Annotated in this window: 14 protein-coding genes; 11 read left to right on the top strand and 3 right to left on the bottom strand. The window is 72.0% G+C overall.

Annotated features, from left to right (window positions below; genetic code table 11):
• The 7 genes from IE182_RS15875 (at position 1) to IE182_RS32785 (ending at position 7,997) form a co-directional block, all read left to right on the top strand.
• On the top strand, positions 1-786 hold the full coding sequence (locus tag IE182_RS15875) for a DUF3710 domain-containing protein (protein ID WP_190110459.1): 786 nt from the start codon (positions 1-3) through the stop codon (positions 784-786).
• 325 nt (positions 787-1,111) lie between these two features.
• The gene (gene kdpF, locus IE182_RS15880; RefSeq protein ID WP_071961700.1) at positions 1,112-1,201 is read left to right on the top strand and encodes a K(+)-transporting ATPase subunit F; all 90 of its coding nucleotides are present in this window, start codon (positions 1,112-1,114) and stop codon (positions 1,199-1,201) included.
• An 8-nt stretch (positions 1,202-1,209) separates the two neighbouring features.
• Entirely contained in the window at positions 1,210-2,901 is a 1,692-nt protein-coding gene (gene kdpA, locus IE182_RS15885) for a potassium-transporting ATPase subunit KdpA (RefSeq protein ID WP_190110460.1), read from the top strand.
• A complete protein-coding gene (kdpB, locus tag IE182_RS15890; protein ID WP_190110461.1) occupies positions 2,898-5,024 on the top strand; it encodes a potassium-transporting ATPase subunit KdpB in 2,127 nt (708 codons plus the stop codon). The genes kdpA and kdpB overlap by 4 nt, the downstream gene beginning before the upstream one ends.
• Positions 5,025-5,031: 7 nt before the next feature.
• Positions 5,032-5,682, top strand: a complete 651-nt coding sequence (gene kdpC, locus IE182_RS15895) for a potassium-transporting ATPase subunit KdpC (RefSeq protein ID WP_190110462.1) — start codon at positions 5,032-5,034, stop codon at positions 5,680-5,682.
• A 153-nt stretch (positions 5,683-5,835) separates the two neighbouring features.
• Positions 5,836-7,629 carry an NAD-binding protein gene (locus IE182_RS15900; RefSeq protein ID WP_190110565.1) on the top strand — a complete coding sequence of 598 codons (1,794 nt, stop codon included), beginning with the start codon at positions 5,836-5,838 and terminating at the stop codon, positions 7,627-7,629.
• 278 nt (positions 7,630-7,907) lie between these two features.
• A complete protein-coding gene (locus IE182_RS32785; RefSeq protein WP_229844850.1) occupies positions 7,908-7,997 on the top strand; it encodes a DUF6191 domain-containing protein in 90 nt (29 codons plus the stop codon).
• A gap of 121 nt (positions 7,998-8,118) precedes the next feature.
• Here the strand turns inward: IE182_RS32785 and IE182_RS15905 are convergent, their stop codons facing one another.
• Positions 8,119-8,655, bottom strand: coding sequence for a GNAT family N-acetyltransferase (locus tag IE182_RS15905; RefSeq protein WP_190110463.1), 537 nt, complete (start codon positions 8,653-8,655; stop codon positions 8,119-8,121).
• A gap of 230 nt (positions 8,656-8,885) precedes the next feature.
• Here IE182_RS15905 and IE182_RS15910 point away from each other — a divergent pair, with 230 nt between their 5' ends.
• The 4 genes from IE182_RS15910 (at position 8,886) to IE182_RS15925 (ending at position 13,557) form a co-directional block, all read left to right on the top strand.
• Positions 8,886-11,441, top strand: a complete 2,556-nt coding sequence (locus tag IE182_RS15910; protein WP_190110464.1) for a DUF4118 domain-containing protein — start codon at positions 8,886-8,888, stop codon at positions 11,439-11,441.
• A 100-nt stretch (positions 11,442-11,541) separates the two neighbouring features.
• On the top strand, positions 11,542-12,231 hold the full coding sequence (locus IE182_RS15915; RefSeq protein ID WP_190110465.1) for a response regulator: 690 nt from the start codon (positions 11,542-11,544) through the stop codon (positions 12,229-12,231).
• Positions 12,232-12,420: 189 nt separating this feature from the next.
• The gene (locus tag IE182_RS15920) at positions 12,421-12,819 is read left to right on the top strand and encodes an OB-fold nucleic acid binding domain-containing protein (protein ID WP_190110466.1); all 399 of its coding nucleotides are present in this window, start codon (positions 12,421-12,423) and stop codon (positions 12,817-12,819) included.
• 3 nt (positions 12,820-12,822) lie between these two features.
• Positions 12,823-13,557: a DUF3159 domain-containing protein gene (locus IE182_RS15925; RefSeq protein ID WP_190110467.1), complete on the top strand. Its 735-nt coding sequence runs from the start codon at positions 12,823-12,825 to the stop codon at positions 13,555-13,557.
• 113 nt (positions 13,558-13,670) lie between these two features.
• On the opposite strand, the gene IE182_RS15930 is transcribed toward IE182_RS15925, so the two are convergent.
• Positions 13,671-14,348 (bottom strand): potassium channel family protein, encoded by a 678-nt coding sequence (locus IE182_RS15930; RefSeq protein WP_190110468.1) that lies wholly within the window; start codon positions 14,346-14,348, stop codon positions 13,671-13,673.
• The gene (locus IE182_RS15935; RefSeq protein ID WP_190110469.1) at positions 14,348-15,013 is read right to left on the bottom strand and encodes a potassium channel family protein; all 666 of its coding nucleotides are present in this window, start codon (positions 15,011-15,013) and stop codon (positions 14,348-14,350) included. Before IE182_RS15935 ends, IE182_RS15930 begins: the two co-directional genes overlap by 1 nt.
• Positions 15,014-15,197 lie beyond the last annotated feature (184 nt).

Raw genomic sequence — 15,197 nt, forward strand, 5'->3', positions numbered from 1 at the left:
GTGTTCGGTCGTCGCCGCAAGCGCAGCGAGGACGTCGTCGAGAGTGCCGATCACCTCGACGACGTGACCTCCGAGAAGTCGGCAGGGGATGCCCTCGCCGACGATGACGCACATGCCTCCGCGGCCGAGAGCCGGATCCGGCTGGAGCCGGAACCGCGCCCCGACGGGCCGTGGGACATCTCCGAGGTCATGGAGCCCGGCGACGGCCGGGTGGACCTCGGCGGGCTGTTCGTGCCCGGTGTCGAGGGCATGGAGCTGCGGGTCGAGGTCGCCGGTGACGCGATCGTCGCCGCGACCGTGGTGCTGCGCGACAGCGCGGTGCAGCTCCAGGCGTTCGCAGCCCCCAAGCGCGAGGGCATCTGGCACGAGGTCCGGGAGGAGATCGCCGGCGGCATCACCCAGCAGGGCGGTGTCGTGGACCTGGTCGAGGGCCCGCTCGGCTGGGAGCTGCGGGCCCAGGTGCCCGTGGCGCTGCCGGACGGCACCCAGGGCGTGCAGCTGGTGCGCTTCGTCGGATGCGACGGACCGCGCTGGTTCCTGCGCGGTGTGATCTCCGGCCAGGGCGCGGTGCAGCCGCAGACCGCCGGGCTGCTGGAGCAGATCTTCCGGGACACCGTCGTGGTGCGCGGCGAGTCCCCGATGGCTCCCCGCGACCCGATCGTCCTGAAGCTGCCCGAGGACGCCCAGATGGTGGCCGAGGGCCTGCAGCAGGAGGAGCAGGGCTCGCGCTTCGCGGGCGGTGTGGACCGCCTCCAGCGCGGCCCGGAGATCACCGAGGTGCGCTGACCCGACAGCCGTTCCCAGGGGCTTCCCACAGGCCCTGGGCGGCTCGAAGATGCCGTTTCGCTGGGCCGGAACCCGTAGTACGGGTTCCGGCCCAGCGGCGTTTTCGCAGGTCCAGGCGGTGCGCGTATGGAATACGTCAAGGGCGCGCTAATGGCCGTAAGGGAGGCGTCAACGCAGGCCGCACGCGTCGGTATTGGCTGTTTCCTCTAGAGGTCCGTTCATCCGAACCTCTCTAGGAGCACACGATGGCCGATGTGGCCTTCGTCGTCACCACGATCGCGGTCTTCGCGCTGGTGGCTCTCGTCGCCAAGGGGGTGACGAAGCTGTGACCGCCGAGAACATCGTCGGCCTGCTCGTGGCCGTCGCCCTGCTGGGCTACCTGATCCTCGCCCTCGTTTTCCCGGAGAGGTTCTGAGCGCAGACATGAGTCCCGTCCTCTCCGGAATCCTCCAGCTCACCGCCGTCGTCGCGGCGCTGGCCCTGGTCCACCGCCCGCTCGGCGACTACATGGCCCGGGTCTACAGCTCCGACAAGCACCTGCGCGCCGAGAAGTGGATCTACCGCCTGATCGGCGCCGACCCGGGCGCCGGGATGCGCTGGCCGGCGTACCTGCGCGGCATCCTCGCCTTCTCCGCCGTCTCGCTCCTCTTCCTCTACCTGCTGCAGCGCCTCCAGGGCGTCCTGCCCCACTCGCTGTCGCTGGGCTTCACGGCGATCGGCCCCGACCAGGCGTTCAACACCGCCGCGTCGTTCGTCGCCAACACCAACTGGCAGTCGTACTCCGGCGAGCAGGCCATGGGCCACGCCGTGCAGACGCTCGGCCTGGCCGTGCAGAACTTCGTCTCCGCCGCCGTCGGCATGGCCGTCGCCGTCGCGCTCGTCCGGGGCTTCGCCCGGTCCCGCACCGGCGAACTGGGCAACTTCTGGGCCGACCTGGTGCGCGGCACCGTCCGCATCCTGATCCCGCTCTCCGTCGTCGGCGCGCTCGTCCTGGTCGCCTGCGGCGCGATCCAGAACTTCGCCGGCATCCATGAGATCGGGCAGCTCACGGGCGGCACCCAGCAGGTCAACGGCGGCGCCGTGGCCTCGCAGGAGGTCATCAAGGAGCTCGGCACCAACGGCGGCGGCTACTTCAACGCCAACTCCGCCCACCCGTTCGAGAACCCCGACGCCTTCACCAACCTCTTCGAGATCTTCCTGATCCTCGTCATCCCCTTCTCGCTGACCCGGACCTTCGGCAGGCTCGTCGGCAACGTCAGGCAGGGCTACGCGATCCTGGTCACCATGGGCCTGATCTGGCTCGGCTTCACCGCGCTGATGATGTGGACCGAGTACGCGGGCCACGGCGCGGCCCTCCAGGCCGCGGGCGGTGCGATGGAGGGCAAGGAGCAGCGCTTCGGCGTCGGCGCCTCCGCGATCTTCGCGACCACCACCACGCTGACCTCCACGGGCGCGGTGGACTCCTTCCACTCCTCCTTCACCGGCCTCGGCGGCGGCATCACCCTGCTGGGCATGATGCTCGGCGAGATCGCCCCCGGCGGCGTCGGCTCCGGCCTCTACGGCATGCTCGTCATGGCGATCATCGCGGTGTTCATCGCGGGCCTGATGGTCGGCCGGACCCCGGAGTACCTCGGCAAGAAGATCGGCACCCGCGAGATCAAGTTCGCCGCGTGCTACATCCTCATCACCCCGACCCTGGTGCTGGGCTTCACCGCCCTGTCCATGGCGCTGGCGTCGCCGCCCGGGTCGATCCTCAACACCGCGGGCAACTCCGTGCACGACAGCGGCGCCCACGGCTTCTCCGAGGTGCTCTACGCGTTCACCTCCGGTGCCAACAACAACGGCTCCGCCTTCGCCGGCCTCAACGCCAACACGCCCTGGTACAACACCACTATCGGCCTCGCCATGCTGCTCGGGCGCTTCCTGCCGATGGTCTTCGTCCTGGCGCTGGCCGGCTCGCTCGCCGAGCAGAAGCCCGTGCCCGAGACCGCGGGCACCCTGCGCACCGAGAAGCCGCTCTTCGCGGGCCTGCTCGTCGGCGCGATCCTCATCATCACCGGCTTGACCTACTTCCCGGCCCTGGCCCTTGGCCCGATGGCGGAGGGACTTTCATGAGCACGACCACCCCTGTCCGTACCGTCCCCGACGGGCCCGAGGACGAGCGTCCCCGGGGCGCCGAGGAGCACGGCCGCGTCTCCGGCGGCCTCTTCGACCCGGCGCAGCTGCTGAAGTCGCTGCCGGACGCGTTCCGCAAGCTCGACCCCCGGGTGATGGTCAAGGCCCCGGTCATGTTCGTGGTGCTGGTCGGCTCGGTGGCCACCACGGTGCTGGCACTGAAGGACCCGGGCGACTGGTTCGGCTGGGCGATCACGGTCTGGCTCTGGCTGACCGTCCTGTTCGCCAACCTCGCCGAGGCCGTCGCCGAGGGCCGCGGCAAGGCCCAGGCCGACACCCTGCGCAAGGCCAAGACCGACACGGTCGCGCGCCGGCTGACCGGCGACGGCGCCGAGGAGTCGGTGCCCGGCACCGAGCTGCGCGTGGGCGACCTGGTCGTCTGCGAGGCCGGCGACATCATCCCCGGCGACGGCGACGTCGTCGAGGGCGTGGCCTCCGTCGACGAGTCCGCCATCACGGGTGAGTCGGCGCCGGTCATCCGCGAGTCCGGAGGCGACCGCTCGGCCGTCACCGGCGGTACGAAGGTCCTCTCCGACCGCATCGTCATCAAGATCATGACGAAGCCCGGCGAGACCTTCATCGACCGGATGATCAACCTGGTCGAGGGCGCCGCCCGCCAGAAGACGCCGAACGAGATAGCCCTCAACATCCTGCTGGCCTCGCTCACCATCGTCTTCCTGCTGGCCGTCGTCACCCTCCAGCCCTTCGCGATCTACGCGCAGGCCGAGCAGACGATGATCGTGCTGGCCGCCCTGCTGGTCTGCCTCATCCCGACCACCATCGGCGCGCTGCTCTCCGCCATCGGCATCGCCGGCATGGACCGGCTGGTGCAGCGCAACGTCCTGGCGATGTCCGGGCGCGCGGTGGAGGCCGCGGGCGACGTCTCGACGCTGCTGCTCGACAAGACCGGCACCATCACCTACGGCAACCGCCGGGCGGCGGAGTTCGTGCCCGTCAAGGGCACCACGGCCGCCGAGGTGGCCGACGCCGCCCAGCTGTCCTCGCTCGCCGACGAGACGCCCGAGGGCCGCTCGATCGTCGTCCTCGCCAAGGAGAAGTACGGCCTGCGCGAACGTCACGAGGGCGAGCTCGTCGGTGCCGAGTGGGTGCCCTTCACGGCCCAGACCCGCATGTCGGGCGTGGACGTGGACGGCCGCAAGGTCCGCAAGGGCGCCACCGGTTCGGTCATCGCCTGGGTCGAGGAGCGCGGCGGCCGCATCGCCGAGGACACCCGGGCGCTGACGGACGGGATCAGCCAGGCGGGCGGCACGCCGCTGCTCGTGGCAGTCGAAGAGGAACTCCCGGGGGGAAAGAGCGTCGCCCGCGTCCTGGGCGTCATCCACCTCAAGGACGTCGTCAAGGAGGGCATGCGCGAGCGCTTCGAGGAGCTGCGCCGCATGGGCATCAAGACCGTCATGATCACGGGTGACAACCCGCTGACGGCCGCGGCCATCGCCGAGGAGGCCGGCGTCGACGACTTCCTCGCCGAGGCCACCCCCGAGGACAAGATGGCCCTCATCAAGCGCGAGCAGGCCGGCGGCAAGCTGGTCGCGATGACGGGCGACGGCACGAACGACGCACCCGCGCTGGCCCAGGCCGACGTCGGCGTGGCCATGAACACCGGCACCTCGGCCGCCAAGGAGGCCGGGAACATGGTGGACCTGGACTCCGACCCGACCAAGCTCATCGAGATCGTTGAGATCGGCAAGCAGCTGCTCATCACGCGCGGCGCCCTGACGACCTTCTCGATCGCCAACGACGTCGCCAAGTACTTCGCCATCATCCCGGCGATGTTCGCGGTGGCCTACCCGGGCCTGGACAAGCTCAACATCATGGGTCTGACGTCCCCGGAGTCGGCGATCCTGTCGGCCGTCGTCTTCAACGCGCTGATCATCGTGGCGCTGGTGCCGCTCGCCCTCAAGGGCGTGCGCTACCGACCGATGAGCGCCGACGCCATGCTCCGGCGCAACCTCTTGATCTACGGACTGGGCGGCCTCGTCTCCCCGTTCATCGGCATCAAGATCATCGACCTGCTCATCTCCCTCATCCCTGGCATCGGGTGACGTCACCATGAACAACTCCGTACGCAGCACGGCCCGCCTGCTGGGCGCGGGACTCCGCGCCCTGCTCGTCCTCACGGTGGTCTGCGGGGTGATCTACCCGCTGGTCGTCACCGGCATCGCCCAGGCGGCCTTCCACGACCAGGCCAACGGCTCGGAGATCACGTCCGGCGGCAGGTCCGTCGGTTCCGGGCTGCTGGGCCAGAGCTACACCCTCGAAGAGAAGGACAAGGACGGCAACCCGCTGCCGGACCCGAAGTTCTTCCAGCCGCGCCCCTCGGCGGCCGGCCCGAACACGGAGAACACGCAGTACAAGCTGCTGGTCTCCGGTGCCTCCAACCTCGCCGCCGACAGCAAGGTCCTGCTGTCCTCGGTCGAGCAGCGCCGTACGGACGTCGCCGCCTTCAACGGCGTCTCCCCCTCGGCCGTCCCGGTGGACGCCCTGACCGCCTCCGCCTCGGGCCTCGACCCGCACATCTCGCCGGACTACGCCCGGCTGCAGGCGAAGCGCGTCGCCAAGGCCAACGGCCTGCCGGCGGCCACGGTCGAGAAGCTGGTCGAGGACCACGTCGACGGCCGTCTCCTGGGCTTCATGGGGGAGGAGCGCGTGAACGTCCTCAAGCTCAACGTGGCGCTCAAGGAGCTCAGGGCCCAGCACTGACGCAGCACTGAGCCCGCCCGGGACGACGGGGGTGGTCCGGACACGTGTCCGGACCACCCCCGTAAATGCGTGCCGGGGCGGGGGCCGAAGAGGCACGCTTGGACCGTGGTCACCTTGCCTCAGCAACCTCAAGTCGCCCCAGTGGTCCCGCACATGGTCGTCTGCGGTGACGACGGGCTCGTGCACCGGCTTGCGGCGGAGCTGTCCGGTCTCTACGGGGAGCGCGTCACCCTCGTCGTGCCGCCCGCGGGGGAGGGCCGCCGCCGGCCGGCGGCCGTCCAGGGGCGGGCCGCCGCGCTCCTCGGGCGGATGACGGGTGCCGTCGGGCGCGGTGCGAACGGCGGCCCCGCCGCCGCGGTGCGCGTCGTCGAGGCGCCCGGGCCCGACGACGAGGCGCTGGCCGAGGCCGGCGTCGAGCGGGCCATGGCCCTCGCGCTCGTCTACGACGACGACGAGACCAACATCCAGGCGGCCCTGCGCGCCCGCCGCATCAACCCGCGGCTGCGCCTGGTCATCCGCCTCTACAACCGCCGCCTCGGCCAGCACCTGGAGCAACTCCTCGACCAGGCCGCCCTCGTCGGGGACGCCGACGCCGGCACCACCGTCCTCTCGGACGCCGACACCGCCGCCCCGGCGCTGGTCGCCGCGGCCGTCGCCGGCACCAGCAAGGTCATCGAGGCGGGCGGCCTGCTGCTGCGCGCCGTCGAACGTCCCGCACCGGGCCCCGGCGCCACCGCCGCCCCCGGCACCTGCACGCTCGCGCTGCTCTCCGACGGCGACGGCCCCGACCTGCTGCCCGGTGAGCAGGAGGCGGAACGGGCCGCGACGCGCGGGCGGATCGTGCTGGAGACCGTGCGGTACACGGAGTCGGCGCCGGCGCCCGCCTCCCGGCTGGCGGCCGCCCGCAGCCTGCCGCTGGGGTCGTTCTTCTCGCGACGGTTGCGGTGGGCGCTGCTCGGGCTGGCGGCCGCCGTGTGCGGGCTGGCGGTGGCGTCGTGGCTGGTCGTCGAGGAGAGCAGTGCGAAGCACGCGATGTACCTGTCGTTGCTGGACCTGTTCGCCATCAACGACCCGGCCAAGGACGAGTCGACGGGCCGCAAGGTCCTCCAGCTCCTCTCGGGGCTGGTGGGGCTGTTGTTGCTGCCCCTGTTGCTGGCCGCGGCGCTGGAAGGGCTGGGCACGTTCCGGTCCGCCTCCGCGCTGCGGCGTCCGCCGCGTGGCCTGTCGGGGCACGTGGTGCTGCTGGGCCTGGGCAAGATCGGGGCGCGCGTGCTCGTCCGGCTGCGCGAGCTCGGCATCCCCGTGGTGTGCGTGGAGCGCGACCCGCAGGCCCGCGGCATCTCCCTGGCCCGTTCGCTGCGGGTGCCGACGGTCATCGGCGACATCACCGAGGAGGGCGTGCTGGAGGCCGCGAAGATCGGCGACAGCCGCACCCTGCTGGCCCTCACCAGCAGCGACACCACCAACCTGGAGGCGGTGCTGTACGCCCGGGCCGTCAAGCCGGACGTCCGGGTGGTCATGCGCCTGTACGAGGACCGCTTCGCCCGCGCCGTCTACCGCACCCTGCGCGACTCCCACCCCCGGGCGCTGACCCGCAGCAGAAGCGTTTCCTTCCTGGCCGCTCCGGCGTTCGCCGCGGCGATGATGGGCCGCCGGATCCTGGGCGCGATCCCGGTGGAGCGCGGCGTGCTCCTGATCGCGGCCCTGGACGTGGCGGGCTGCGCGGAGCTGGAGGGCCGTACGGCGGCGCAGGCGTGCCGCCCGGGTGCGTGGCGGGTCCTGGCGGTGGACCAGGGGCCCGACGGCCGGCATCCCGGAGCGCAGCCGGGGGAGCCGCCCGCCGGTCACGTCCTGGGCCCCGGCGACCGCGTGGTGGTGGCCGCGACCCGGCAGGGCCTGGCAGACCTGCTGGGTCGCCGGTCCCGGCCGCGCACGGACGTACGGTGAGCCGTACGGGGAACGGGAGTTCGCCCCCGTGCGGTGGCGGCACGTGGTGAGTCTGCTGACGGGCCCGAGGCTGGTCCTGCTGATCGTGGTGCCGCTGTTCCTGCTGGCGGCCTTGCGTAAGTCCGCCCAACCGGCCCAGCGCCGCGGCTGGTTACCCGGCCGCCTCGCCGACGGCGCCCTGGGCGCCCGGGGGGGGCGGGGCGACCGCCACGGAGGAGCTGCACGCCCTCGTCTATCCGAGCAAGCGGGTCCAGCTGGAGCAGCGCCGCATCGGGCTGGTGCTCCGCGACGACGAGCAGGACGGCGCCCCGCGGCGGACCGGCATCGACCTCGACGCGGGGACGGCCAGACTGCCCGGCGGGCGGTAGCGGCGCGGACCGTTCGCCGCATGCCGTCCGTTCACCGCACGCCGTCCGTTCACCGCACGCCGACCGTTCGCCGCATGCCGTCCGTTCGCCGCATGCCGTCCGTCCATCGCACGCCGACCGTTCACCACACGTCGCCCGGCCGCCAGTCGCAGGTCAGCTCCCCGTCGAGGTCGAGCGCGGCCCGCAGCGGCAGCACGAAGAGGCAGCCGTCCTCGTCCGGCGTGCGTGCGATGCCCGTCGGCGCGAGCACGGAGGAGGGGCCGCGCCACCGCTGCCAGCCGCGGCCCGTGTAGAGGGGGACCGCCTCGTCGGCGGCGCCGAGGGCGCCCAGCTCGTACGCGCCCCGGCGCAGCACCTGCTCCAGGGCCTCCATCACGGCCGAGCCGTGCCCGCGCCGCCACAGGCCGGGCCGCACCGCCACGCCCTCGACGTACCCGGTGCGCAGGGCGCGGCCGCCGTGCAGCATGCGGCGCTGGACGAGCGCGCCGTGGGCGACGAGCTCGCCGCCCTCCTGCACCAGGGCGTGCATGCCGCCGACCGTGTGGTCCCAGTCGTCGTCGGTGAAGTCGCCCTCGAAGGCGTCGTCCAGCAGGCTGCGGATCGCCAGGAGCTCGTCGCCGGTGAGCCGGGAGGTGTGCACGGTTCGTGTCTCCGTCATGCGGCCCAACCTCGCAACCGGGCGAGAAGGGTGTCAAGGCGGTTTCGCCGGGGCCGGAACGGGCGTTACGGCCGGAGGCGTCAGAGGTGCGTCAATACCTGCCGTCCGACCGCCTCGCGCCCGAAATGCCCGAATCGCTCGCCGTAAGGTCGGGCATGCGCGGCAGTGCTGCACCTCGGGACGGAGAACCGGCCCGAACACCGTCGCGATTCGTGAAAGACAATGGGGCCATGGGACGCGGCAACCTTCGGATCTACCTCGGCGCGGCACCGGGCGTCGGCAAGACCTACGCCATGCTCTCCGAGGCGCACCGCCGGGTGGAGCGCGGCACCGACGTGGTCGTCGGCTTCGTCGAACACCACGGGCGCCCGCGCACCGAGGTCATGCTGCACGGCCTGGAAGAGGTGACCCGCCGCGAGATCGCCTACCGCGACGCGGTCTTCACCGAGATGGACGTGGACGCCGTCCTGGCCCGCCGGCCGCGCGTGGCCCTGGTGGACGAGCTGGCCCACACCAACGTCCCCGGCTCCCGCAACACCAAGCGCTGGCAGGACGTCGAGGAACTGCTGCAGGCGGGCATCGACGTCGTCTCGACCGTCAACATCCAGCACCTGGAGTCGCTGGGCGACGTGGTCGAGTCGATAACGGGCGTACGGCAGCGCGAGACGGTCCCCGACGAGGTCGTGCGCCGCGCGGACCAGATCGAGCTCGTCGACATGTCGCCGCAGGCCCTGCGCCGCCGCATGGCGCACGGCAACATCTACAAGCCCGACAAGGTCGACGCCGCCCTCTCCAACTACTTCCGCCCCGGCAACCTCACCGCCCTGCGCGAGCTGGCCCTGCTGTGGACCGCCGACCGCGTCGACGAGTACCTGCGCCAGTACCGCACCGAGCACGACGTCTCGACCATCTGGCACGCCCGCGAACGCATCGTCGTCGGCCTCACCGGCGGCCCCGAGGGCCGCACCCTCATCCGCCGCGCCGCCCGCATGGCGGCCAAGGGCTCCGGCAGCGAGATCCTCGCCGTCTACATCGCCCGCAGCGACGGCCTGACCTCCGCCTCGCCCAAGGAACTGGCGGTCCAGCGCACGCTGGTGGAGGACCTCGGCGGCACGTTCCACCACGTCATAGGCGATGACGTGCCGGCCTCGCTGCTGGAGTTCGCGCGCGGCGTCAACGCCAGCCAGATCGTGCTCGGCTCCAGCCGGCGCAAGACCTGGCAGTACGTCTTCGGGCCCGGCGTGGGCGCCACCGTCGCCCGCGACTCCGGCCCGGACCTCGACGTCCACATCGTCACGCACGAGGAGGTCGCCAAGGGGCGAGGCCTGCCGGTGGCCCGCGGCGCCCGGCTCGGCCGGGGCCGGATCGTGGCCGGCTGGGCGGTCGGCGCGCTGGTCCCGGTGCTGCTCAGCCTGCTGCTGACGCGGGTCCTCCCGCCGCTCGGGCTCGCCAACGACATGCTGATCTTCCTGTGCACGACGATCGTGGCGGCCCTGCTCGGCGGCGTGTGGCCGGCCCTGGCGTCGGCGGCCCTCGGCTCGCTGCTGCTGAACTACTACTTCGTCGAGCCCGTCCACCGGTGGACGATCACCGACTCGAAGAACATCATCGCCATCGCGATATTCGTCTTCGTCGCGATCTCCGTGGCGTCCGTCGTCGACCTCGCGGCCCGCCGCACCCACCAGGCCGCCCGGCTGCGGGCGGAGTCGGAGATCCTCTCCTTCCTCGCCGGCAGCATCCTGCGCGGCGAGACCAGCCTGGACGCCCTGCTGGAGCGGGTCCGCGAGACCTTCGGCATGGAGTCCGTCGCCCTGCTGGAGCGCGCCAGCGACGTCGACCCGTGGACGTGCGCGAGCAGCGTCGTCACCAGCTCCGGCAAGCCCCTGCTGCGCCCGGAGGACGCCGACGTCGACATGCCCGTCGGCGACAACCTCGCGCTGGCCCTCTCCGGCCGGGTGCTGCCCGCCGAGGACCGGCGGGTGCTGGCGGCCTTCGCCGCGCAGGCCGCGGTCGTCCTGGACCGCCAGCGGCTCGTCGGCGAGGCCGAGCAGGCCCGGGAGCTCGCCGAGGGCAACCGCATCCGCACGGCCCTGCTGGCCGCCGTCAGCCACGACCTGCGCACGCCGCTGGCCGGCATCAAGGCGTCGGTGACCTCCCTGCGCTCCGACGACGTCGCCTGGTCCGAGGAGGACGAGGCCGAGCTGCTGGCCGGCATCGAGGACGGCGCCGACCGGCTCGACCACCTCGTGGGCAACCTCCTGGACATGTCCCGCCTCCAGACCGGCACCGTCACGCCGCTGATCAGGGAGATCGACCTCGACGAGGTCGTCCCGATGGCCCTGGGCGGCGTCCCCGAGGGCAGCGTCACGCTCGACATCCCCGAGACGCTGCCCATGGTGGCCGTCGACCCGGGCCTGCTGGAACGCAGCGTCGCGAACATCGTCGAGAACGCGGTCAAGTACAACCCCGAGGGCCGGGAGCCCGTCCTCGTGGCCGCCAGCGCCCTCGGCAACCGCGTGGAGGTGCGGGTGGCCGACCGGGGCCCCGGCGTCCCCGACAGCGCCAAGGACCGCATCTTCGAGCCCTTCCAGCGCTACGGCGACGCCCCGCGCGGCGCCGGTGTGGGCCTCGGCCTTGCGGTCGCCCGTGGCTTCGCCGAGGCCATGGGCGGCACGCTGGCGGCCGAGGACACCCCCGGCGGCGGGATGACCATGGTCCTCACGCTGCGGGCCGCCGGCGGCCGGCCGCCCGTACGGCCGGACCTGCCCGCCCAGGCCACCACGTGAGCCCGGCGCCGCCGCACGGGACCGTCGCCGCACAGACCGAACCGGACCAGGATCCCGGGCCCCGTGGCGGGGCCCGCATGAACAGCAGAGGTGGTTCAGCATGAACCGGGTGCTCGTGGTGGACGACGAGCCGCAGATCGTCCGCGCCCTCGTGATCAACCTCAAGGCGCGGAAGTACGAGGTCGACGCCGCGCCCGACGGCGCCACCGCCCTCCAGCTCGCCGCCGCGCGCCACCCCGACGTGGTCATCCTCGACCTCGGCCTGCCGGACATGGACGGCGTCGAGGTGATCAAGGGCCTGCGTGGCTGGACCCGTGTGCCGATCCTGGTCCTCTCCGCCCGCCAGACCTCCGACGAGAAGGTCGAGGCGCTCGACGCGGGCGCCGACGACTACGTCACCAAGCCGTTCGGCATGGACGAGCTGCTGGCCAGACTGCGCGCCGCCGTCCGGCGGGCCGAGCCGACGGGTCCGTCGGCGGCGGGCGACGACGCGATCATCGAGACCGCGGTGTTCACCGTCGACCTCGCGGCGAAGAAGGTCAACCGCGGAGGCAAGGACGTACGCCTCACGCCGACCGAGTGGCACCTGCTGGAGGTTCTCGTGCGCAATACGGGACGTCTTGTCAGCCAGAAGCAACTGCTGCAGGAGGTCTGGGGCCCGTCGTACGGGACCGAGACGAACTACCTGCGGGTCTACATGGCCCAGCTGCGGCGCAAACTGGAGCTCGACCCCTCGCACCCGCAGCACTTCATCACGGAGCCGGGGATGGGGTACCGCTTCGAGGTGTGAGGGCGGCCGGGGGCCTGGGCCGGGGGTCCGGGGGTCGTCCCCGGGAGGTGCGGTATCACGGAGCCGGGGATGGGGTACCGCTTCGAGGTGTGAGAGCCGCCGGAGCGCGGCTCGGGTCCGGCCCCGGACCGGCCGCACGGCCCCTCCGTGTGCTGATCCAGGCCGGGGTCGCCCCGGTACGCTGGGGGCATGAGTGCCGTACCCCGTTCCGAGAGGCCGACCGGCCGTTTCCGCCGGATGCTCGACCGGCTGTCCTCCTCCCAGGAGGAGCTGCACCACGCCGAGCTCCAGCAGGACACGGAGGCCGTGGGCTGCACGCGCATATGCGACTGCGACGACCGGCAGATAGTCAAGGTCACCGGCACGCTGCGGACCGTCACCCTGCGGCCGCGTGCCGGGGTGCCCGCCCTGGAGGCCGAGCTGTTCGACGGCTCGGCCGCGCTCGACGTGGTCTGGCTGGGGCGCCGCTCCATCGCGGGCATCGAGCCCGGCCGTAAGCTGATCGCCTCCGGCCGGATATCCATGAGCCGCGGCCGGAGAGTGCTGTTCAACCCCCGATACGAACTCCGACCGCTCGGACAGGAGTAGCCGTTGTCGTCCTTCGACAAGCCGACGGACCACCGCACGCCCGATGACGCGCAGAGCGCGGACTCCAGATCGGTCACCGAGGCCGCCCTGTTCGAAGCCTTCGGCGGCGTGCGCGGCATGGTGGAGACCACCGTCCCCGGCCTGGTCTTCGTTGCGATCTACACGGTCAAGCGGGACATCCACATCGCGGCGATCGCCGCACTGGGCCTCTCCCTGGTGCTCGGCCTCGCCCGCCTCGTCCGCAAGGACACCCTCAAGCACGCCTTCAGCGGCGTCTTCGGGGTCGCCTTCGGCGCCGTCTTCGCGATGATGTCCGGTGACGCCAAGAACTTCTACCTGCCGGGCATGCTCTACAGCCTCGGCCTGGCGATCGCCTACATCGTCTCCTCGATCGTCGGCTACCCGCTGATGGGCCTGATCCTGGGACCGGTGTTCAAGGAGAACCTCTCCTGGCGCACCCGCAACCCGGGCCGCAAGGTCGCCTACACCAAGGCCAGCTGGGCGTGGGGCCTGATCCTGCTCGCCAAGTCGGCGATCCTCTTCCCCCTCTACTGGTGGGGCGACGCGACCCAGCTGGGCTGGGTGAAGGTGGCCCTCGGCATCCCGCCGATGCTGCTCTCGGTCTACCTGACCTGGATCTTCCTCTCGAAGGCGCCGCCGCCGATCGACGTCTTCGCGGAGATGGAGGCGGCCGAGCAGGCCGAGCGCGAGGCCAAGGCGAACGCCACGGCGCGCTGACGCCGCCTCGCACGCCGCCTCGCACGACACGCGGAGGGCCCCCGGGACGACGTCCCGGGGGCCCTCCTTGTTCGTCCTCCTTGTGCCGCCCTACGGGCGCGGACCGGCGGCGGTCAGCCCTCCGTGCTCTCGCGGCGCACCGACAGCAGGTCCTCCAGCTGCTCCTCGCGCGCCGGAGCCGCCACGAACAGCAGCTCGTCGCCCGCCTCCAGCGCGTCCTCCCGGTTGGGGGTGAGCACGCGGTTGCCGCGGATGATGGTGACCAGCGAGGTGTCCTCCGGCCAGTCCACGTCCCCGACCCGGGTGCCGGCCAGGGCGGACTCGGGCGGCAGGGTGAGCTCGACGAGGTTGGCGTCGCCCTGGCTGAAGCGCAGCAGGCGCACCAGGTCGCCGACGCTCACGGCCTCCTCGACCAGCGCCGACATCAGGCGCGGGGTGGACACGGCCACGTCCACGCCCCAGGACTCGTTGAAGAGCCACTCGTTCTTGGGGTTGTTGACGCGGGCCACGACCCGCGGCACCCCGTACTCCGTCTTGGCGAGCAGCGAGACGACGAGGTTGACCTTGTCGTCACCGGTCGCGGCGATGACCACGTTGCAGCGCTGCAGCGCGGCCTCGTCCAGCGAGGTGATCTCGCACGCGTCGGCCAGCAGCCACTCCGCCAGCGGCACCCGCTCCACCGAGATGGCCGAGGGGGCCTTGTCGATGAGCAGCACCTCGTGCCCGTTCTCCAGCAGCTCGCCCGCGATGGAGCGGCCGACGGCACCGGCACCAGCAATCGCAACCCTCATCAGTGCGCCTCCTCAGGACCCGCGGAGAACGCCGCTTCGACCTTCTCGACCTCGTCGGTGCGCATCATCACGTGCACCAGGTCGCCTTCCTGCAGCACCGTCGCCGACGTCGGCAGCATGGCCTCGCCCAGGCGGGTGAGGAACGCCACCCGCACGCCGGTCTCGTCCTGCAGCAGGCTGATCTTCTGGCCCACCCAGCCCTCGGAGACGGGCACCTCGGCGAGCTGGACGCCGCCGCTGGGGTCGCGCCACAGCGGCTCCGCGCCCGACGGCAGCAGCCGCCGCAGCATCTGGTCCGCGGTCCACCGCACGGTGGCCACGGTCGGGATGCCGAGCCGCTGGTAGACCTCGGCGCGGCGCGGGTCGTAGATGCGGGCCGCGACGTTCTCGACGCCGAACATCTCGCGGGCCACGCGGGCGGCGATGATGTTGGAGTTGTCGCCGCTGCTGACCGCGGCGAAGGCGCCCGCCTCCTCGATGCCCGCCTCGCGCAGGGTGTCCTGGTCGAAGCCGACACCGGTGACCCGGCGGCCGCCGAACCCGGAGCCCAGGCGCCGGAAGGCGGTCGGGTCCTGGTCGATCACCGCGACCGTGTGGCCTTGCTGCTCAAGGGTCTGCGCGAGGGCCGAGCCCACTCGCCCGCACCCCATGATCACGATATGCATGACTATTGCCCCGTGCTCCGGTCTACCGCGCTGACCTGCACCAACACCCTGCTCACATCTTCCTTCTTCGGCTCACGGCCCCAGGGAAGGTTCCCGTGGGTACGACGCGATACGCCCCGCCGGAGCCTCGTCCGCGCACGGCGCATGGCACCACCGTATCCGCAACCCCTCACGGACCGGGCCC

Source organism: Streptomyces cinnamoneus, from assembly GCF_014650495.1.
Classification (GTDB): Bacteria; Actinomycetota; Actinomycetes; order Streptomycetales; family Streptomycetaceae; genus Streptomyces; species Streptomyces cinnamoneus.